The 19,871-nt window shown below is 41.0% G+C and carries 16 protein-coding genes; 4 read left to right on the forward strand and 12 right to left on the reverse strand.

Translation table 11 applies throughout. From position 1 onward, the window contains the following. Positions 1-3: 3 nt before the first annotated feature. The 6 genes from KO530_RS02635 to KO530_RS22180 all read right to left on the reverse strand — a co-directional run bounded on the left by KO530_RS02635 (position 4) and on the right by KO530_RS22180 (position 7,383). Entirely contained in the window at positions 4-1,272 is a 1,269-nt protein-coding gene (locus tag KO530_RS02635) for an inorganic phosphate transporter (protein WP_216046849.1), read from the reverse strand. A 13-nt stretch (positions 1,273-1,285) separates the two neighbouring features. Further along, complete coding sequence (locus KO530_RS02640) at positions 1,286-1,963, reverse strand: TIGR00153 family protein (RefSeq protein ID WP_216046850.1); 678 nt, start codon at positions 1,961-1,963, stop codon at positions 1,286-1,288. A 194-nt stretch (positions 1,964-2,157) separates the two neighbouring features. Further along, positions 2,158-2,835: a phosphate signaling complex protein PhoU gene (gene phoU, locus KO530_RS02645; RefSeq protein WP_216046851.1), complete on the reverse strand. Its 678-nt coding sequence runs from the start codon at positions 2,833-2,835 to the stop codon at positions 2,158-2,160. Between the two features lie 13 nt (positions 2,836-2,848). Then, entirely contained in the window at positions 2,849-3,655 is an 807-nt protein-coding gene (pstB, locus tag KO530_RS02650) for a phosphate ABC transporter ATP-binding protein PstB (RefSeq protein ID WP_216046852.1), read from the reverse strand. 13 nt (positions 3,656-3,668) lie between these two features. Beyond that, positions 3,669-5,228 carry a phosphate ABC transporter permease PstA gene (pstA, locus tag KO530_RS02655; RefSeq protein ID WP_216046853.1) on the reverse strand — a complete coding sequence of 520 codons (1,560 nt, stop codon included), beginning with the start codon at positions 5,226-5,228 and terminating at the stop codon, positions 3,669-3,671. Continuing rightward, positions 5,221-7,383, reverse strand: a complete 2,163-nt coding sequence (locus KO530_RS22180) for an ABC transporter permease subunit (protein WP_216046854.1) — start codon at positions 7,381-7,383, stop codon at positions 5,221-5,223. Before KO530_RS22180 ends, pstA begins: the two co-directional genes overlap by 8 nt. A gap of 247 nt (positions 7,384-7,630) precedes the next feature. Here KO530_RS22180 and KO530_RS02665 point away from each other — a divergent pair, with 247 nt between their 5' ends. The 3 genes from KO530_RS02665 to ppx all read left to right on the forward strand — a co-directional run bounded on the left by KO530_RS02665 (position 7,631) and on the right by ppx (position 11,866). Further along, positions 7,631-8,134 carry a glycine cleavage system protein R gene (locus tag KO530_RS02665; protein WP_216046855.1) on the forward strand — a complete coding sequence of 168 codons (504 nt, stop codon included), beginning with the start codon at positions 7,631-7,633 and terminating at the stop codon, positions 8,132-8,134. A gap of 96 nt (positions 8,135-8,230) precedes the next feature. Then, entirely contained in the window at positions 8,231-10,294 is a 2,064-nt protein-coding gene (ppk1, locus tag KO530_RS02670) for a polyphosphate kinase 1 (RefSeq protein ID WP_216046856.1), read from the forward strand. A 45-nt stretch (positions 10,295-10,339) separates the two neighbouring features. Beyond that, entirely contained in the window at positions 10,340-11,866 is a 1,527-nt protein-coding gene (gene ppx, locus KO530_RS02675) for an exopolyphosphatase (protein WP_216046857.1), read from the forward strand. 51 nt (positions 11,867-11,917) lie between these two features. Here the strand turns inward: ppx and KO530_RS02680 are convergent, their stop codons facing one another. The 5 genes from KO530_RS02680 to tkt form a co-directional block, all read right to left on the reverse strand. After that, the gene (locus KO530_RS02680; protein ID WP_216046858.1) at positions 11,918-12,256 is read right to left on the reverse strand and encodes a hypothetical protein; all 339 of its coding nucleotides are present in this window, start codon (positions 12,254-12,256) and stop codon (positions 11,918-11,920) included. A gap of 145 nt (positions 12,257-12,401) precedes the next feature. Then, entirely contained in the window at positions 12,402-13,301 is a 900-nt protein-coding gene (locus KO530_RS02685) for a fructose bisphosphate aldolase (protein WP_216046859.1), read from the reverse strand. 93 nt (positions 13,302-13,394) lie between these two features. Continuing rightward, positions 13,395-14,573, reverse strand: coding sequence for a phosphoglycerate kinase (locus tag KO530_RS02690; protein ID WP_216046860.1), 1,179 nt, complete (start codon positions 14,571-14,573; stop codon positions 13,395-13,397). Positions 14,574-14,654: 81 nt separating this feature from the next. Further along, positions 14,655-15,662, reverse strand: a complete 1,008-nt coding sequence (gene epd / locus KO530_RS02695) for an erythrose-4-phosphate dehydrogenase (RefSeq protein WP_216046861.1) — start codon at positions 15,660-15,662, stop codon at positions 14,655-14,657. Positions 15,663-15,776: 114 nt separating this feature from the next. Then, on the reverse strand, positions 15,777-17,768 hold the full coding sequence (gene tkt, locus KO530_RS02700) for a transketolase (RefSeq protein ID WP_216046862.1): 1,992 nt from the start codon (positions 17,766-17,768) through the stop codon (positions 15,777-15,779). A gap of 349 nt (positions 17,769-18,117) precedes the next feature. Here tkt and metK point away from each other — a divergent pair, with 349 nt between their 5' ends. Next, a complete protein-coding gene (metK, locus tag KO530_RS02705) occupies positions 18,118-19,263 on the forward strand; it encodes a methionine adenosyltransferase (protein WP_216046863.1) in 1,146 nt (381 codons plus the stop codon). Between the two features lie 79 nt (positions 19,264-19,342). On the opposite strand, the gene KO530_RS02710 is transcribed toward metK, so the two are convergent. Beyond that, positions 19,343-19,795 carry a hypothetical protein gene (locus KO530_RS02710; protein WP_216046864.1) on the reverse strand — a complete coding sequence of 151 codons (453 nt, stop codon included), beginning with the start codon at positions 19,793-19,795 and terminating at the stop codon, positions 19,343-19,345. Positions 19,796-19,871: the final 76 nt, after the last annotated feature.

The raw sequence follows: 19,871 nt of genomic DNA on the forward strand, positions 1-19,871 counted from the left end.
AGATTAAGGTGCAAAAATACCTTTAAGCATAAAGAAGAAAACAATAGATAATGCTGCGCCAGCTGGCAAGGTGACAACCCAAGAGATAACAATATTACGTACTACACCTAGATTTAATGCCGCGATACCACGGGCCATACCTACTCCTAACACAGCTCCCACGAGAGTTTGTGTTGTAGATATTGGCAACCCAGTACCAGAAGCAATAACCACTGTAGAAGCGGCAGCAAGTTCTGCGGCAAAACCCCGACTTGGTGTCAAATGGGTAATACCGTTACCAATAGTTCGAATAACGCGATGACCGAATAACGCTAGGCCAGAAACAATACCCAAAGCACCAAGTGGCAATATCCACCAATCCAAAGTTGCTTTTGCGGTAATTTCACCATGATTATTGACCACGGACACCACTGCAGCCAATGGCCCAATCGCATTCGCCACATCATTTGAACCGTGAGCAAACGCCATACAACAAGCGGTAACAATCATTAAAATAGCAAAGACTTTCTCAACGTTAGCAAAATGCATCGATCTGTCTAGACTCTCGTCAAATTTGATTCGATTTATATATAAACGTCCGACAATTGAAACAAGTATCGCGATAATGACCGAAAACACACAAGCTTCAACATACGTAAAGTGTAACCCTACGTGCTTCAAACCTTTAGTGATGGTCACCAAAGACATCACAAAGCCAGCGAACGCCATGTAAAAAGGCACATAACGTTTGGCATTTCTAAACGGATTATCAGTATCGAAGATGAGACGTTGAGCGCTCATAAAGATGAGAAACGCAATAAAGCCTGAAATTGCGGGTGTCACAACCCAACTACCAACAATGCCACCAACTTTGGCCCACTCGACGGCTTCAGAGCCTATGCCTACGGCGGCGAATCCAACAATGGCACCAATAATGGAGTGAGTGGTGGAAACTGGCCACCCCAAATAGGAAGCAACAGCTAGCCATATACCAGCTGAGAACAACGCGGCTATCATTCCGAACACGAGTAGCTCGGGAGTATCAATAAAATAGGCTGTATCTATAATGCCTTTTCTTATTGTTGAGGTAACCTCGCCACCAGCCAGATAAGCACCGGCAAATTCAAACACCATTGCAATAAATACAGCTTGTTTAATGGTTAACGCTTTAGACCCAACGGATGTACCCATCGCATTAGCCACATCATTAGCGCCAACCCCCCAAGCCATTAAAAACCCAACAACAGCTGCAACAACAATCAGGATAAACCCGTAGTCATTAATAATTTCCATAGAGGTACGCCTTTTATCCCGCTAACATCAATTCAAGTCGAGCACCTATTCGCTCTGCCGTGTCGGCTAAACCGCCGACTAATTCAATGATGTTGTATAAAAACATAACATCTACAGGATTCATTCCAGATTCCATTTTCATTAAGGAGCTGCGCATAATTATTTGCAGGCTATCTGTTTCATCTTCTATTTCATCAAGTTGAGCTATCATTCTTTCAACTAGATCAACTTCTCTGCCTTTAAAACCAGCTTCTAACAATTCATCCAATTCATTGATGACGTTTTTAGCTTGGGTTGAGGCATCAAGACACCTAAGCAAATAGGTATTGAATGACTCCTGCAATGATTCGGGAATCTGTAACTGACGACCAATAATACGACCAGAAATATCTTTCGCTTTGTTGGCCAACTTATCTTGCTGTGTAATCAGGGCAAGTATGTCTTGACGTTGAATAGGCATAAACAAACCTGTTGGTAAGTTAGTCCTTAATTCACGTTTAACCTTATCTGCCTGTTTTTCCAGTTGAGATATTTGTTGTTGTACAGCCTCTGCACTAATCCAATCACATTGGTAAACATGTTGGAAAAATACAGCAAGTAATTGAGTACACTGATCGACCAGATCAATATGATCTTCAATCGGCTTCAGCGGTGATTTTGCAAATACACCAAGAAATGAATTTGTTGACATTATATATCTCTAAAATAATCGATTAGCCAATCCAGAAGCCTGAATCATACGCGAAAGACTAGCCTGTTTATATGACATTTTTATGACACACCTGAAACCCTTTAAACAAAAGGGGTCTAGCGAAAAATCATAAAACCCAAAGTGCTTTAAAAAAGCACAAATTAGAATAAAAAATCAGCCTAACAAATGCTGGGTTAAATTTCACGGTTGTCAGAACCGTTAACTAAAAATATGACGTACTCACAAACATTCTTACATCGGTCACCAATACGTTCGAATGAGCGTAATGCCCAGAGTACTTCTAACCAATTTTCTAACTCATCAGAATGCTGCTGCATCTCTAAAATAGTAATACTCAACAAATCCTTATATTGAGCATCGATTGATTCGTCATTTTGATAGGTTTTCTCAGCCGCCTCTAAATCAAGTCTAGCAAATGCATCTAAAGTATCTTTGAGCATCTCCAAAACATGTTCACCTATTACCAACATACTAGACTTAAGGGAATCGGAATCTGGAACATTGGAATGAGAAATGAGTTTTGCTACCCGTTCTATTTCATCTCCCATGCGCTCGATATCGGCTGTCGCTTTGGCGATTGTCATGATTAAACGAAGATCACTAGCAGTTGGATGACGTCGAGCAATGATCCGCATGCACTCTTCATCAATCTGAATCTCCATGGAATTAATTTCTTTATCATTAATTACCACTTTTTCAGCTAAACCCGCATTATTGGTTTTCAATGCCTGCAAGGTATCGTTGAGCTGCTGCTCTAACAAGCCTCCCATGGTCAACACTGAATTTTTGAGATCTTCTAATTCTTTGTTAAAACCGACGGAGATGTGGGTGTTGATTTCAATGTAAGCCATAGATTTTCTGTTCCTACCCGTACCGTCCAGTTATATACGCTTCGGTCTGCTTTTGTTTAGGCATTGTAAACACACTATCACTATCAGAATATTCTATAAGCTTACCTTGATGAATAAAGGCAGTGTAATCTGATACACGAGCAGCTTGCTGCATATTATGAGTAACTATGATGACAGTGTGCTGCTTTTTCAGTTGATTCAGCAGTTCTTCGATATGCAACGTAGCCAAAGGGTCTAATGCTGATGTAGGTTCGTCAAGCAATAGTATCTCTGGTTTTAGCGCCAAAGCGCGAGCAATTACCATCCGTTGTTGCTGGCCCCCTGATAGGGTTAACGCTGAATCGAATAAACGGTCTCTGACTTCTTTCCAAAGTCCGGTTTCACGTAACGCCTGCTCTACCGCATCATCAAGCTTTCGTCTCTCATGGACACCTTGTAATTTCAATCCATAAGACACGTTCTCGAAAACTGACATGGGGAATGGATTAGGTTTTTGAAAAACCATCCCCACACGAGTGCGCAAAGTCGCTACGTTTTGTTTACGATGATAGATATCACTACCAGAAATAATCACCTGCCCTGTAACTTCACATCCATGAATTAAATCATTCATGCGATTAAAGCAGCTAATTAAACTGGATTTACCGCAACCACTTTGACCGATCAATGCCGTAACCTGATTTTTAGGGATCTGCATATTGATGTCTTCAAGTACTTTTTTCTCACCGAAGCGCAAATTAAGCTGTTTCACTTCAACCGCAATTTGCTCTGGTTTTAAATTATTGACATCTAATTTGTCATGTTCAAACAGTTTTAACATGAATTCTCATACCCTAATTTTGTGCATATTGTTTGCGAAGTCGATTACGGATAAAAATAGCGATTAAGTTTAAGCTCAACACAATCAACAGCAGCAACAGACAACAAGCAAAGATAAATGAAGAGCCATTACCAATATTTTGACTATGGAATGCACCATCATAAATTAGTACACCAAGATGCATAAACTGACGCTGTAAATGAACGAATGGGAATTCACCGTCTACAGGCAACGCTGGCGCAAATTTCACTGCCCCCACTAACATTAAAGGCGCAACTTCCCCTGCTCCCCTAGCAATAGCTAATATTACACCTGTCATAATACCTGGGCTAGCAATGGGTAAAATCATTTTAAAGATAGTTTCGGCTTGTGTAGCTCCTAGCGCGTAACTACCATCTCGGAGAGATTGGGGTACTCGTCGCAAGCCTTCTTCTGTCGCGACAATGACAACCGGCAGGGTCAAAATTGCCATGGTTAATGAAGCCCAAAAAATACCGGGCGCGCCAAATGTGGCAGCAGGAAGATCATCGGAGAATAGAACTTCATCAATACTTGCTCCTACTACATACACGAAAAAGCCAAGTCCAAAAACACCGTATACAACCGAGGGAACACCAGCCAAGTTATTCACCGAAATTCGAATTAATGCAGTCATCTTGTTTTGCGGAGCATATTCATACAAATAAACCGCTGCCAATACGCCAAATGGGGTGACTAAAATGGTCATTAATAACACCATCACAATAGTCCCAAACAACGCAGGAAAAACCCCTCCCGAGGTATTGTTTAATTTCGGTGAGTCGCTAATAAATGACGCAAAAGAAGATATTGCAGAGATGAGTTTGTCACCCAGATTCATTGAATTTGGAAAGCTAACATTACTAATTTCTTGCATATTTATGGGATAGGTTGTGCCATTTGCAAATGCAACCGTCAATACAAAGCCTTGCAGAGTTTGTTCGACATCCGCCAGCACATCCTGTAACTCATAAAAACGTTTTGACAGTTTAACCCGAGCTGGTGCATCTGCTTTAACCCCTCTGCGATCCAAACTAGCAAGTGCACGGTGAATTTCAGCAAGCTCTCCTTTACGAATAAACTCAGTGGAGGCTACTAGCTGGTTAATTCGGCCTTGAATTAATTCAAACTCTTGCATACCTAATGTATTGCCATCGGAGTCGCGTATTGACTCGACTTTAGCGATTACCATCCCGCCATTTTTCAACTCAATAACAGCTAGATCAGGAATCGTTTCAGAGCTGATTAAACTGGATTTTCTGAGCGTTATCTGACCACTAAAGAGTTGTTCTGCCGATGAAAAGCGGTAATGTAAGATTTCTTCACCGACACGCATGGTTTTTGCGTCTAGCTTCACAAAGTGGCTCTGATAAGTGCCGTCTTGTTCCTGATACACAATAGCCTGGATGCTTTGCGGCCAAAAAAAGGTGCCACCACGAACGAAAATAAATAACGAAAGAGCAATCAATACCAACACTAAAAAACCCGCCACTGCCGCGGTCAAACTGGTCGCCATGGATTGCTTTTGTTCGAGATTAAACTTCCAATTAGCCATGTTGATAGTTTTTCCTTAGCCACTGACGTAGTAACTCAGCAAAAGTATTTAGCACAAACGTAAACAAAAATAGCACAAGCCCCGTTAAGAACAGGATTTGATAATGGCTACTACCAACTTCTGCTTCCGGCATTTCTATGGCTAAGTTAGCAGTTAGCGTGCGTAAGCCTGACAATAAATTCCAATCCGCCACTGGTGTATTGCCGGTCACCATTAACACAATCATTGTTTCCCCAAAAGCTCTGCCTAGCCCTAAGGCAATGGCACTTAAAATACCTGGATAGGCTAAAATCAACACCACTTTTCGCAGCGTTTGCAAACGAGTTGCGCCCAGTGCCGAAGAAGCTTGTTTTAGGGTATTTGGCACTTCATAAATTGCATCTTCAGCCAGAGAATAAATACTCGGTACAATAGCTATTCCTAGCGCCAAGGCTACTACAAGGGTATTTTTATTAATGTTTTCCAGTGTATCTATGGGCAACAACCAGTGCCCTTGAAGATTGGCGCTTGCCAACGACATAACATCGGTAATGGAATACACAAAAATGCCCAAGCCAATCAGTAAAATGCTTGCAAGGGGTAATTCCCATCCCTGTTTAAAACGTTGGGGTAAGCGTTGCACCAAAGGATGATGTAAAAGCGCAAACAAAAATAAAACCAGAGGCAGCAGCAAGACAAATAATAATAATGACAAGATAAATTGCTCGGCTAACGGAGCTAACCAAATAGCCGCAATGAAACCTAACACCACAGAGGGTATTGCTTCGAGCACTTCGATGCTTGGTTTAATCCAATTGCGCAATCGCTCTGGCGCGAAAAATCCAGTATAAATTGCAGCGCACACAGCTAGCGGAACCGCAATTAAAAGCGCTAAAAAGGATGCTTTTAAACTACCTATAACCAGAGGAACTAAACTAAATTTGGTTTCGTGATAATCAGCAGCTGACGTAGTTTGCCAAACGTAATCTGCTTGCGGGTAACCTTCATAACTATTTTTTCCCCACAAAGATTGAATCGAGTTCACAGCGGAGATCGAGTTTACATCGAAAACATTCAAAGTGTTATTCGTGACTGTGTATAAAAGGTTCTGGCTCAATAATATTTGATTACTTATATGCTCAGTGAAACTGTCGCTTACTTGCTCTCCGGTCACATAATTAATGATCTTAAGCTGATTTTTTTGGTCAGTTATAAATGCTGCATTTTCAGATTGGTGAATAAGAATATTTTTCGGTTGATACTCTGTAACCATTGAATACATGGGTTGAAAGACTAATTGCCCTTGGGCATTCACGATACTCCATTTTTGCAGCGTTTTATCCTGCAAACCTATGAACAGGGAGCGTTGACTTGGAAAGACATTCAATGTGCTGATGGCTTGATCAAAAGCAATGTGGTTTAACCTGCCAGAGGTGATGTCATGTGTAGTAAGTTTGCTATCAGCAACATACACAAATTGTCCAATTCTCGGCAGTAGTAATAGATGTTCAGGGTTGTTCACCTCAACAACATCGATTTCATTTTTACTGCGCCGGTCAATGCTATATACTTTCCACATTTGACCTTGTTGCACCGATAGCATGATCGTGTTTGCAGACAGTTGGAAGTCAAACTTATCCGTTTTTATCACAGGTTCGACGTCGGTTACCGCCAGTGTCATTTCTAGCTCAGGAAATAAATGTTTATCAACTTGATTTAGTTTTTCAATGCGTAATATCCCTGAATGACTCAATATCGCCAAGTACAGTTGACCATCATAGGCTTTAACTTTTACTTGGTCGGTGCAAAGCGCAGGGATAATTTTACTTTTTACTAAACTTGAATTGGACTTACTTGCCGATTGAGAGTAAAAATTCACCCGACAATCTTTATCCATGGTAACAAGTGGCACCGAATTGATAACATCGCCAAGATATAAAATTGATTCATTTGGGGTGATAGCAAACTGATATTTTGGTGAAATACTCACATCACGAGCCAAGGGCAAAACTTGGATGACCAATTGCCAGAGTAATAATCCCAGGGTCAGCAAAACTAACCATCCTGATGTTGCAATGGCTGCTGCAACTAGACGGTTTTTTACTTTCCTTAAACGCGCGACTTTCACCGTTTGGGTATTGCTAGACGATGATTCATCAATTGATGACTGACCCACAAAACTAACCCTGATTTTGAAATTGTGCCTAGTGTAATGGATATAGACAAACTGGCAAGTGACAATCTTTTCGGTCACCTCATCTCATATTGATGAATCGGCATATATAATGACGCAAATCAAAACAATGATTAATTTACGAATTATCATACGATTAGGCTATGATACTAATTAGTCAATCAATCTTATCTATCCAGCACGACTCGATAGGTATAACTTTAAAATAGTTAAGTTGAGGGGTGTTTCAATGAAACCAATAATATTAACTTTAATCGGAAAAGATAAACCTGGACTCGTAGAGTCACTTGCGCAAAAAGTTTATTCCTTAGGAGGCAACTGGTTAGCAAGTAACTTTTCCTACATGGCGGGTCATTTCGCTGGGTTTGTCGAAGTTGATATTCCTGTCGAAAACCATGACACCCTAATCGAATTTTTGCAAAAGCATCCCAACTTAACTATCCACTCGGTGAGCGCTGATAACGACTCAAATAACAAATCCGATATCGTAGAAATTGATATTACGGGCAACGACAAACCAGGTATTGTGCAAGAACTCACAACTACCTTGAGTCGTTTTAATATAAACATTATTAAATTTGAATCTAGTTGCCAAAGCGCGCCGAATTGGGGCAGTTTATTGTTTAAAGCCCATGCGGTTGTTGCTATCCCCGAAGGTTTCCAACTTGATGAACTTTCCGACGCACTAGAAGATATTGCCAACGATTTGATTGTCGATGTAGATTTAAGGTAGTTATTTAGGTTGAAATCATCGAATTTAACAAAACTGTCATACAAACAATGGAACATTCCATCCTATTGAAAAAGCTCGGGAAAAATCAGGTAACTAATGTATCCAGAACAAATCTATTATCCAAAAGAACTAAGCTGGCTTTCTTTTAATGAACGTGTATTGCAAGAAGCAGCGGATAAACACAATCCAATCGTTGAAAGAATTCGATTTTTAGGCATTTTTTCCAGCAATATGGATGAGTTTTACCGAGTCAGAGTGGCGGAAGTAAAACGCTTAATTTATATTCACTTAGAAGAAGGTAACGAGCAAGCAGCAGAAAACACCAAGTTGTTGATGGAAAAAATTCAACACAAAGTGGTGGTGCTAACGGATAACTTTGAAAAAGTTTACGATGATGTTATCGCCGGACTGAAGCGCTACAACATCTACATAGTAGACAAAAACCAACTATCCCCGTATCAACAAGAATGGTTAACAAACTATTTTAAAAACAAAATATTACGCCATATTGCACCTATATTACTGCATAAAAAAGTCAACCTTGTCGATCGCCTGAATGACTTTGGCACCTATTTATATGTGGCTATTTATAAAAAAGACCGAGCAACTAAATACGCAACGATTGAGTTGCCCACCGAAGCCATGTCGCGTTTTATTCAAATTCCGCCTGAAAAAAGCCGTAAAAAGAAACACATCATATTAATTGATGACGTTATTCAACTTTGCTTAAGCATTGTGTTTAAAGGCTTTATTGAATTTGATGAAATGGAAGCTTACTCATTTAAAGTGACCAGAGATTCAGAATATTCTATCAATGATGAGATTGATGAAAGTTTCGTAGAAAAAATGTCTGAAAGCATGAAGCAACGTTTGATAGCTGAGCCTGTAAGGGTTATCTATGATGCTGATATGCCAGAAGAAATGTTAAAAAATCTCAAGAAACGTTTAAAAATCAGTTCTTTTGATAGTTTGATAGCGGGCGGTGCCTATCGAAACTTCAAAGACTTTATTGGTTTCCCAAATGTCGGCAGAAGTTATTTAGAAAATCCACCTCTACCAGCAATAAATACGCACTTATTTACTGATTTCGACACGGTATTTGATGCTATTAAACATAAAGATATTTTACTTTATTATCCCTATCATCGATTTTTACATTTTACCGAGTTTGTGCGCCAAGCGGCATTTGACCCCAGCGTCAAACATATCCGTCTGAATATTTATCGCGTAGCGAATAAATCGCGAATCGTCAATTCACTTATCGACGCCGTAGACAATGGTAAAACAGTAACCGTAGTGGTCGAACTGCGTGCGCGTTTTGATGAAGAAGCCAACATTGAATGGTCAAAAACCATGACCGATGCCGGGATCCGAGTTGTGTTAGGTTCTCCTTCATTCAAAATCCATAGTAAATTATGCGTGGTCAGTCGTGAAGAAAAAGGGGAGCTAGTACATTATTCTCATTTCGGTACGGGTAACTTCAATGAAAAAACAGCTAAAATTTATACTGACTTTAGCCTGTTTACCCGTAACCAAGAATTAGCTCAAGAAGCAATTTGGGTATTTGATTTGATTCAATTGCCTTACCGTCGCAATAAATTTCAACATCTGCAAGTATCGCCACTAAATGCGCGCACCAAAATTCAGATTTTAGTGCGCCAAGAAATCCAAAATGCCAATGAAGGCTTACCATCAGGCATCACTTTAAAAGTGAATAACCTAGTTGACCAACAATTAATTGACGATTTATATCGAGCCGGTCAGGCTGGTGTCAAAGTAAGAGCCATAGTCCGTGGCATGTGTTCACTTATACCGAATATTCCCGGAGTAAGTGAAAACATCACTATTATTAGTATTGTAGATCGCTTTTTAGAACACCCAAGAGTGATGTCTTTTACAAATGCGGGAAATCCTAAAGTGTTTATTTCTTCGGCCGATTGGATGGGAAGAAATATGGATAATCGCATTGAAGTGGGTTGTCCTATTTATGATGAAGACTTAAAAAAACGCATTATTCATATTCTGGAACTGCAATTGAAAGACACCATCAAAGCACGAATCATTGATGCGGAACAAACCAATAAATATGTGAAGCGTGGAAATCGTAAAAAACTACGTTCTCAAGTGGAAATTTATCACTATCTAAAATCACTAGAATAATACACTATATCGAGATGTAAGCCGCCTTAAGGAATGATGTCATAAATGTCACAATTCAGTGAAGCCTTCAGTAATATTGAAGCTAGACCCACAACTCAAGTTGCGGCGCTTGATATCGGCTCGAATAGCTTTCATCTAGTGATCGCGCGAATTGTTGCCGGTAGTGTGCAAATCCTGCACCGTGTTAAGCAGAAGGTTCGTTTAGCTGATGGTTTAGATAAACATCATCGCTTATCCGACGAAGCCATGCAAAGAGGCTTAGATACCCTACAAATAATTGCTGAGAGTCTCAAAGGCTTTGAACCTGACACGGTAAGAATTGTGGCTACTTACACGCTGCGTAAAGCCAAAAACGCAAAAGATTTTATTCAAGCGGCTAAGCAAATTTTACCTTACCCTATCGAAGTAATATCCGGTATTGAAGAAGCTCGTTTAATCTACTCAGGGGTCGCCCACACAGTTCAAAATAATGGCCAAAGGCTAGTAGTCGATATTGGTGGAGGTTCAACTGAATTTATCATTGGCGAAGGTTTTGATAGTAAAATAATGCGCAGCTTACAAATGGGCTGTGTGAGTTATACAAAGCGTTTTTTTGCGGAGGGGGCTCTCACGGCTGGCGCCTTTAAAAAGGCGATTACCGCAGCCCAACAAGAACTTGAATTGATAGACGCTAAATACCTAAAACTGGGTTGGCGACACTGTATCGGCACCTCTGGCACCATCAAGGCAATAGTGCTGTTAGCCCAATCATTAGATGATGCTAATCCAGAGGGTTTTGTATCACTGGACAACCTAAAAACGTTGCGCGACAAGTGTATATCCGCAGGCCATATCAAAGACTTAAAGTTAGCCGTCACAGAAGACCGAATTCCAGTCTTAGCTGCTGGTATTTCAATCTTAATTGGAATCTTTAAAAGCCTCAAAATAGATTCAGTAGAATATTCTGCCGCAGCTTTACGGGAAGGTGTGATATACGAAATGGAAGAACACCTGGCGCATCACGATATTCGTGAACGCACAGCACAAAGTCTGGCGACCCGCTATGATGTCGATGTAGACCAAGCAAAACGCGTTCATGTGACGACTCTAGAGGTATATAACCAGTGTAAGAAAGTGTGGAAAATCGGCGGTCAAGAATATCGTAACTTATTGAGTTGGGCGGCGCTGTTACATGAGGTTGGACTGCAAATAAACTCCCGTGGCGTGCAGCGCCACTCAGGATACATTTTGCATAATGTGGACTTGCACGGTTTTAACCAAGAGCAACAAATATTACTTTCGATTTTAGCTCGATTTCACCGCAAAAAAATACGTCCTGACGAACTTCCGGAATTTTGGCAATTTGATTCAGAGGCGGTAAAAAAACTGATTATAATTTTACGCTTAGGTGTACTACTTAATATCAAACGGCAAGATGACTTTTTGCCTGAGTTTAAGATTGTAATAGAAGATAAATCATTACAAATCACCTTCCCTGAACAGTGGTTAATGCACAAGCCGATTATCAGTGCAGATTTGGCTAGAGAAGCCGAATACTTAGGTGTTTTAGATTATAAACTGTCTTACTCTTAACCGTTGTTAAACAGCAAATAGAGCATTCATTGAGATCCACTGCGAGTTGACTTAACGGCCTAGATAACTATCAATTAAATGGGTTAATTGCTCATCAAGATGAGCCTCAAAATCGTCTAGGTTTTTATTAAAGGCACTAAGATACAATGCAGCTTGCTGCTGATTTAAACGCTTCCCATTCGTTTTATATTCGGTTTCTGGCAAAGATTTATCATACCTTGGGATAATCACCCAACGAATAAAATCGGAATCTAAAGCCACCACCATTTTTTTTGCGTGTTTACAAAACCCCTTTATGTGGGCTGCGCCCTCTGGCCCTAGACATCCGGGCTCAACTCGGAATGTTACCGTAAGCTTTTTATACAACGGCAATGGCAATTCGAATTTCATAATTATCCTAATGTCGGTAACCGGAATTTTTCAGTGCTCAGTCAGCCGTTATATTTTAGTCGTGATAATCAAAAAATGTTAAACCTAACAGCAGAAAACAAAAAAGCCGGACAAAAGTCCGGCTGTTTAGTCATTTACACTATTACTAGGTAATTGAAGCTTGATAGATACTTTCAATAGAAGCATCTAGGGTTTCTTCAAATTCTTTATCAGAAAGTTGCGCAAATAACCCTTCTGATAGAGCTCGTGAGAAACTTGCAATAATACCTTTATTTGCCTTTAAACGGTTGTTGGCTTCTTCTCTTGAATAACCACCAGACAAAGCAACCACTTTGAGTACACGAGGGTGCTCAATTAGCTCAGAATAAAAACCATTCACTTCAGGCAAAGTCAGTTTTAACATCACTTGCTGGGTGTCTGGTAATGCATCCAATTGAGCTAAAATTTCAGCTTTAAGAATTGCTTCAGCGGCTTCTTTATCAGGCGCATGAATATCAACTTCTGGTTCTATAATAGGAACTAGTCCCTTAGCCAATATTTGTTGCCCTACTAAAAACTGCTGTTCAATTACGGCTTTAATGCCAGCCGGATTGGCAGATTTCACCACTGAGCGCATCTTGGTACCAAATACATCTTTCGCATTGGCTTTATCAAGAACGTCATCTAAGCCAGGCATTGCTTTCATTAGCTGAACGCCATTCTCTTCTGCTTCTAACCCTTTATCCACTTTAAGAAATGGGACAACTTGCTTTTCTTGCCACAAATAGTGAGAACTGGCTTTACCTTCAATATCCCTATCTAAGGTATTTTCAAACAAAATAGCGCCTAGTACTCGCTTACCATTAAACGCTTTGTTGGTGATGATTCGAGTGCGCATTTCGTGCACTTTACCGAACATCTCTTCGTCACCGTTATATTCATCTTCGGTCACGCCATACAGTTTTAATGCTTTTGGGGTACTACCACCACTTTGATCCAAGGCCGCGATAAATCCATTATCGGACTCTATTTTTTTAAGCATGTCTAGTTGTGCTTGTGATGCCATCCGCAACACTCCTTTTTATTTGAGTAGAATACAAAACTTAACTTGAGTGTTTCACTACACTTCTTCTTCTTGGAGTAATCAATCTGACGACTGTCACTCTTTTGCCCTTGCTTCCAACATTGCTACAGCAGGTAACGTTTTGCCTTCTAAGAACTCCAAGAAAGCACCACCACCTGTTGATATATACGAAACTTTGTCAGATATACCATATTTGTCTACTGCTGCCAAAGTATCACCACCACCAGCAATTGAAAAAGCACTGCTTTGTGCAATTGCCAACGAAATTGCTTTGGTTCCTTCACCAAATTGATCGAATTCAAAAACCCCTACTGGCCCGTTCCATACGATAGTTCCCGCCTGTCGAATTAACGCGGCAAGTTGATTTGATGTTTGTGGTCCAACATCAAAAATCATATCTTCGTCTGCGACTTGTGTAACAGCCTTCAAACTGGCTGATGCGGTTTCTGAAAACTCAGTGCCAGTCACCACATCCACGGGTACTGGAATATTGCCACCGTTGTCACTTGCCGTCTGCATTAATCGTTTTGCTTCAGGAATCAAATCTGCTTCATATAAAGATTTGCCCACATTATGCCCTTGTGCAGCAATAAATGTATTGGCAATCCCGCCACCAACGATTAATTGATCAACTTTACTAGAAAGTGACTCTAACACGGTTAATTTAGTAGAAACTTTAGAACCACCCACAATAGCCAACAAAGGTCGGGCTGGATTGTCTAAAGCTTTACCAAGTGCATCTAATTCATTGACTAACAAAGGTCCCGCACAAGCTATTGGAGCAAACTTACCCACGCCATGGGTGGAAGCCTGCGCTCTGTGCGCGGTGCCAAAAGCATCCATTACATACACATCACATAAGCCAGCATACTGCTTTGCAAGCCCTTCGTCGTCTTTTTTCTCACCTACATTGAAACGTACGTTTTCTAAAACGACAACTTCACCTGTTGCCACTTCCACACCATCAAGATAATCAGAGGCTAAACTAACCGGACAATCGAGGTGATCATTCAAATAGTTGACGACAGGTTGCATGGAGTACTGAGCGTCAAACTCGCCTTCAGTGGGTCTGCCTAGGTGCGACATCACCATTACCTTGGCACCTTTTTCAAGCGCTAGTTTAATCGTTGGTAAGGCTGCTTTAATTCTCGCATCTGATGTCACTTTGCCATCTTTGACTGGCACGTTGAGATCTTCGCGTATTAACACTCGTTTATCTGCGAGGGTCAAATCTGCCATACTGAGTATCGACATATAGGTTCCTTTAATCTTGCTATTATTGATTGTTAATCTATAACATCATTAAGTATATTTATTTTTAATTACATTTATAGTTCAAATACGAAACATAGCTTGCGCAGTGTCTAACATTCGATTCGCAAAACCCCACTCGTTATCACACCATACCAGTGTTTTCACAAGTTGTTTGTGACTCACTCTGGTTTGTGTGCCATCCACGATACAAGAATGTGGATCATGATTGAAGTCTATTGATACCAAAGGCTCTTCAGTGTAACTCAATATTCCGTTTAATCTGCCCTGACCTGCTTGTTTCAACACCTGATTAATGTCATTTATTGACACTTTTTTATCTACTGTCACACTCAAGTCCATCGCTGTGACATTAATTGTAGGCACTCTGACAGCGATCGCTTCAAATTTTCCTGCAAATTTTGGCAACACCCGTTCAATACCAGCAGCTAATCGGGTATCTACGGGAATAATCGATTGGCTAGCAGCTCGTGTTCGGCGCAAATCTGGATGATACGCATCAATCACTTGTTGATCATGCATAGAAGAATGAATGGTTGTGACTGTGCCGCTTAACACATCAAATGCTTTATCAAGAACTTGAATTACCGGCACTATGCAATTTGTAGTACAAGAGCCATTGGAAACAATGCGATCATCACTTTGCAACAAGTCATCATTGATACCGTAAATAACAGTAGCATCCATGTCTGGTGTCGATGGGTGGGAAAAAAGTACTTTTTTAGCGCCTTGGGCAATATGAATTTCCGCATCCGCTCTATCGTTGTGAACGCCTGTGCACTCTAAGACTAAATCCACATCGAGCTCGGCCCAGGGTAGCTTGTCTAAAGTAGCGAACTGTAGCAATTGAATCGTATCACCGGCCACATTCAAACAATCCCCATTCAGGGAAACCGGAAATCCAAAACGACCGTGAGCTGTGTCGTATTTTAATAAATGAGCGATGCCTTCAGGATTAGCAATCTCATTAATTGCAACAATTTTGATTTGTTCGTGTCGAGCTGTTTCGTACAAAGCCCGCAATACGTTTCGACCTATGCGACCAAAGCCATTTATTGCAATTCGTATCATGTCACTCTTAATACATAAATGGGCACGCTCTGTTACAAGTGTACCCTTTTCTAGTAATTAGGTTACCAACACTAAAAACCTTAGGTTAGTAACGCTAGTTTATTTTGCGCTCGATTATAATGAATTCGCCGCCTCTACGATAGCATCTGCGGTAAAACCAAAGTATTTCAGCAACGCGCCACCAGGGGCAGACTCACCAAAGGTAGTCATACCAACGATTTTGCCATCGAATCCAACATATTTGTGCCAAAAATCCACATGAGCCGCTTCAACAGCAACACGTTTTGTCACGCTGCGAGGTAATACAGACTCACGATAATCAGCATCTTGGGCATCAAAGACATTGGTGCTAGGCATAGATACTACACGTACAGCCTTACCTTGCGCAGTTAATTTTTGCGCAGCTTCAACCGTGATAGCGATTTCAGAGCCTGTGGCAATCAAGATGATTTCAGGTGTCGTATCACAATCCAGCAAAACATATCCACCTTTGGCGATATCAGCAAGTTGCTGCTCATTGCGAGATTGTGCAGGTAAACCCTGACGGCTGAATACCAGTGCTGATGGTCCATCTTTACGCTCAATTGCCGCTTTCCAAGCCACAGCTGTTTCAGCTCCATCACAAGGTCTCCACGTCGTTAGATTTGGAGTTAGACGCAAATTCGCTACTTGCTCAATAGGTTGATGAGTTGGACCATCTTCCCCTTGTCCAATGGAATCATGGGTATAAACGAAAATATTAGGAATTCCCATCAACGCAGACATACGCACAGCATTACGAGCGTATTCCATGAACATTAAGAAGGTTGCACCATAAGTTCTGAAGCCGCCATGCAGCCCAATACCATTCATGATCGCGCTCATACCAAATTCACGTACGCCGTAGAAAATATAGTTGCCACTGGCATCATCGGCGGTAATACCTTTTGAACCAGACCACAATGTTAGGTTAGATCCGGCTAAATCGGCTGAACCACCAACCACTTCAGGTAGTAAACTGGCAAAGGCTTCAATTGCATTTTGCGAAGACTTACGACTCGCAACGTTTTCAGCTTTTTCTTGGGTTTGTTTAATATATGCGGCGGCTTTATCGCTGAAATCAGCAGGTAAGTCACCATTTAAACGACGGGTAAACTCACTGGCTAACTCTGGATATGCTTCTGCGTATTTAGCAAACTTTCCATTCCACTGTTGCTCAAGCTCTAAACCTGTTTGTTTCGCATCCCATTGTGCGTAGATATCTTCAGGAATAACGAAAGGGGCATGGTTCCAGTTAAGTTCTTTGCGGGTTGCTTCAACTTCATCAAGACCTAAAGGTGAACCATGACTATCGTGGCTACCTGATTTATTAGGTGAACCAAATCCGATGACTGTTTTACAACAAATCATGGTGGGTTTAGAAGTTTCTGCTTTAGCCGCTTTGATTGCAGCATTGATGGCTTCAGGATCGTGTCCATCCACGTCAGCAATAACGTGCCAACCATAAGACTCAAAACGAGCAGGAGTATCGTCAGTAAACCAACCTTCTACTTCACCATCAATGGAAATACCGTTGTCATCCCAAAAGGCGATCAACTTACCTAAACCTAAAGTTCCAGCAAGTGAACAAGTTTCATGAGAAACCCCTTCCATCAAACAACCATCACCTAAAAAGCAATAGGTGAAATGATCAACAATATCAAACTCAGGTTGATTAAATTGTGCTGCTAACATTTTTTCAGCGATTGCCATACCAACAGCGTTACTAATACCTTGTCCTAAAGGACCGGTAGTGGTTTCAACTCCAGGTGCGTAGCCATACTCTGGGTGACCTGGAGTTCTTGAATGCAATTGACGAAAGTTTTTTAATTCTTCAATTGGCAAGTCGTAACCGGTTAGATGCAACAAAGAATAGATCAACATCGAGCCATGACCATTAGACAACACGAAGCGGTCACGGTTAGCCCATTTCGGGTTAGCTGGATTGTGGTGCATAAAATCACTCCACAATACTTGTGCAATATCAGCCATTCCCATTGGTGCTCCGGGGTGACCTGAATTAGCTTGTTGTACCGCATCCATTGATAAAGCGCGAATGGCATTGGCTAGTTCTCGACGTGAAGGCATGGTGTCTCCTGCTATAAATAATTGCCTAAAAGCATGCTCAACGCCTAACTAAATTGGCTATGACATTGATTAATTTGCTTGTATTCATTTTGGGGTTGAACATTTTCCACCAGCCATCGCCGAACTGCAACGCTTATTCATTATTGATTATGCTTTTTTTGGTTATGTTCTATTCCTTTTCTGGTAATTCACGTACATACAAGTGGAAACCATTCTGAACATATAGCCATTTGGACGTCTAGACGGAAAGACTGGTATTTTAGAAAATAATGATTAGAATGCAACTATTGCCGATAAGAAATCACTTTTGGCGTGAATCTATTAAGCGAATTCAAGAAAGGAAAAACACATGACATCACATCTTTTTACTTCAGAGTCTGTTTCTGAGGGGCACCCAGACAAAATTGCAGATCAAATCTCTGATGCAGTGTTAGATGCCATTTTAACCCAAGACCCTAAAGCCCGTGTGGCTTGTGAGACGTTTGTCAAAACCGGAATGGTACTTGTGGGTGGTGAAGTGACCACCTCGGCTTGGGTAGACATTGAAGAATTGACACGCAAAACCGTTCGCGAAATTGGCTATACCCACTCAGATATGGGTTTTGACGCAGATTCATGTGCAGTGCTCAACGCCATAGGTAAACAGTCACCAGATATTAATCAAGGTGTTGATCGTAGTCGTCCAGAAGAGCAAGGTGCGGGAGATCAAGGCTTGATGTTTGGCTATGCCAGTGATGAAACCGATGTTTTAATGCCTGCGCCAATTACTTATTCCCATCGTCTGGTAAAACGTCAGGCAGAAGTCAGAAAAAACAACTCGTTGCCTTGGTTGCGCCCTGATGCCAAAAGCCAAGTCACTTTTATCTATGAAAATAATCAACCTGTCGGCATAGACGCAGTTGTATTGTCAACTCAACATTGTGACTCAATCAGCACTGCTGATTTGCAAGAAGCCGTTATGGAAGAAATTATCAAACCCGTGCTGCCTGAAAAGTGGTTGTCAGCCAAAACAAAATTTTTGATTAACCCAACAGGCCGATTTGTTATTGGTGGTCCAATGGGTGACTGTGGATTGACTGGTCGTAAAATAATAGTCGACACTTATGGCGGCATGGCCCGTCATGGTGGTGGCTGTTTCTCAGGAAAAGATCCCTCTAAAGTTGATCGTTCAGCGGCTTACGCCGGGCGTTATGTAGCTAAGAATATAGTTGCAGCAGGGTTAGCTAAACGTTGTGAAATCCAAGTTTCTTATGCAATTGGCGTAGCCGAACCAACATCAATTAGCATTGAAACTTTTGGTACTGGTGTTATCTCAGATCAAAAACTCACCGATTTAGTAAGAGCTAATTTTGACCTTCGTCCTTATGGCCTAATAAAAATGCTCGATCTTGAACGTCCTATCTATCAAGCGACAGCTGCTTACGGTCACTTTGGCCGCGAAGAGTTTCCTTGGGAAGCGACAGATAAAGCTGAGCAATTGAAGGCTGCACTATAAATTAATTAGACATCATATGATGATTAGTTAAACTCAAAATAGCGTCTTTTAGACGCTATTTTTGTTTTAACAGATATTGTTAATCAATAATTTGACAATAATCAGAATTCACCAAAATCATATGCACTTTATTGGCCATCCGAACTCGTACGCATTCCCCCTCATCAGCTGGGAAGTAATCTAAAACCACAACTAAATACTCACCGTCAGTTGCGGTGAGATGGTACTCGAACCCTCTACTAGGGCCCTCTTCAATACTGGTGAGCAATCCACCGAAGAAAGCACCAATTAGTGCACCTGCAAGAATCTGCCTGTCGCTTCCGTAAACATTATTCAATGCGCCCCAAAGCCCCCAACTCGCAGCGGCCTCGCCAGCATGAGATTCAAATTTAACATCGTATATTTGATCGACATTGGCATATAGCTCAGTGACAAATTGGTTACGTTCAGAATTTCGCGTATGATGAGATGCGCAAGATGATACTAAAAATGGCAAACTCAGTGCCGCTAATTTTATGAATGTCATTTTCATAGATACACATCTTGTTAATTAATTATTACCAGCATACTGATCTAAAACTGAATTGAAGCTTAACAATTAAGAATTA

Source organism: Aliiglaciecola lipolytica, from assembly GCF_018860635.1.
Classification (GTDB): Bacteria; Pseudomonadota; Gammaproteobacteria; order Enterobacterales; family Alteromonadaceae; genus Aliiglaciecola; species Aliiglaciecola lipolytica_A.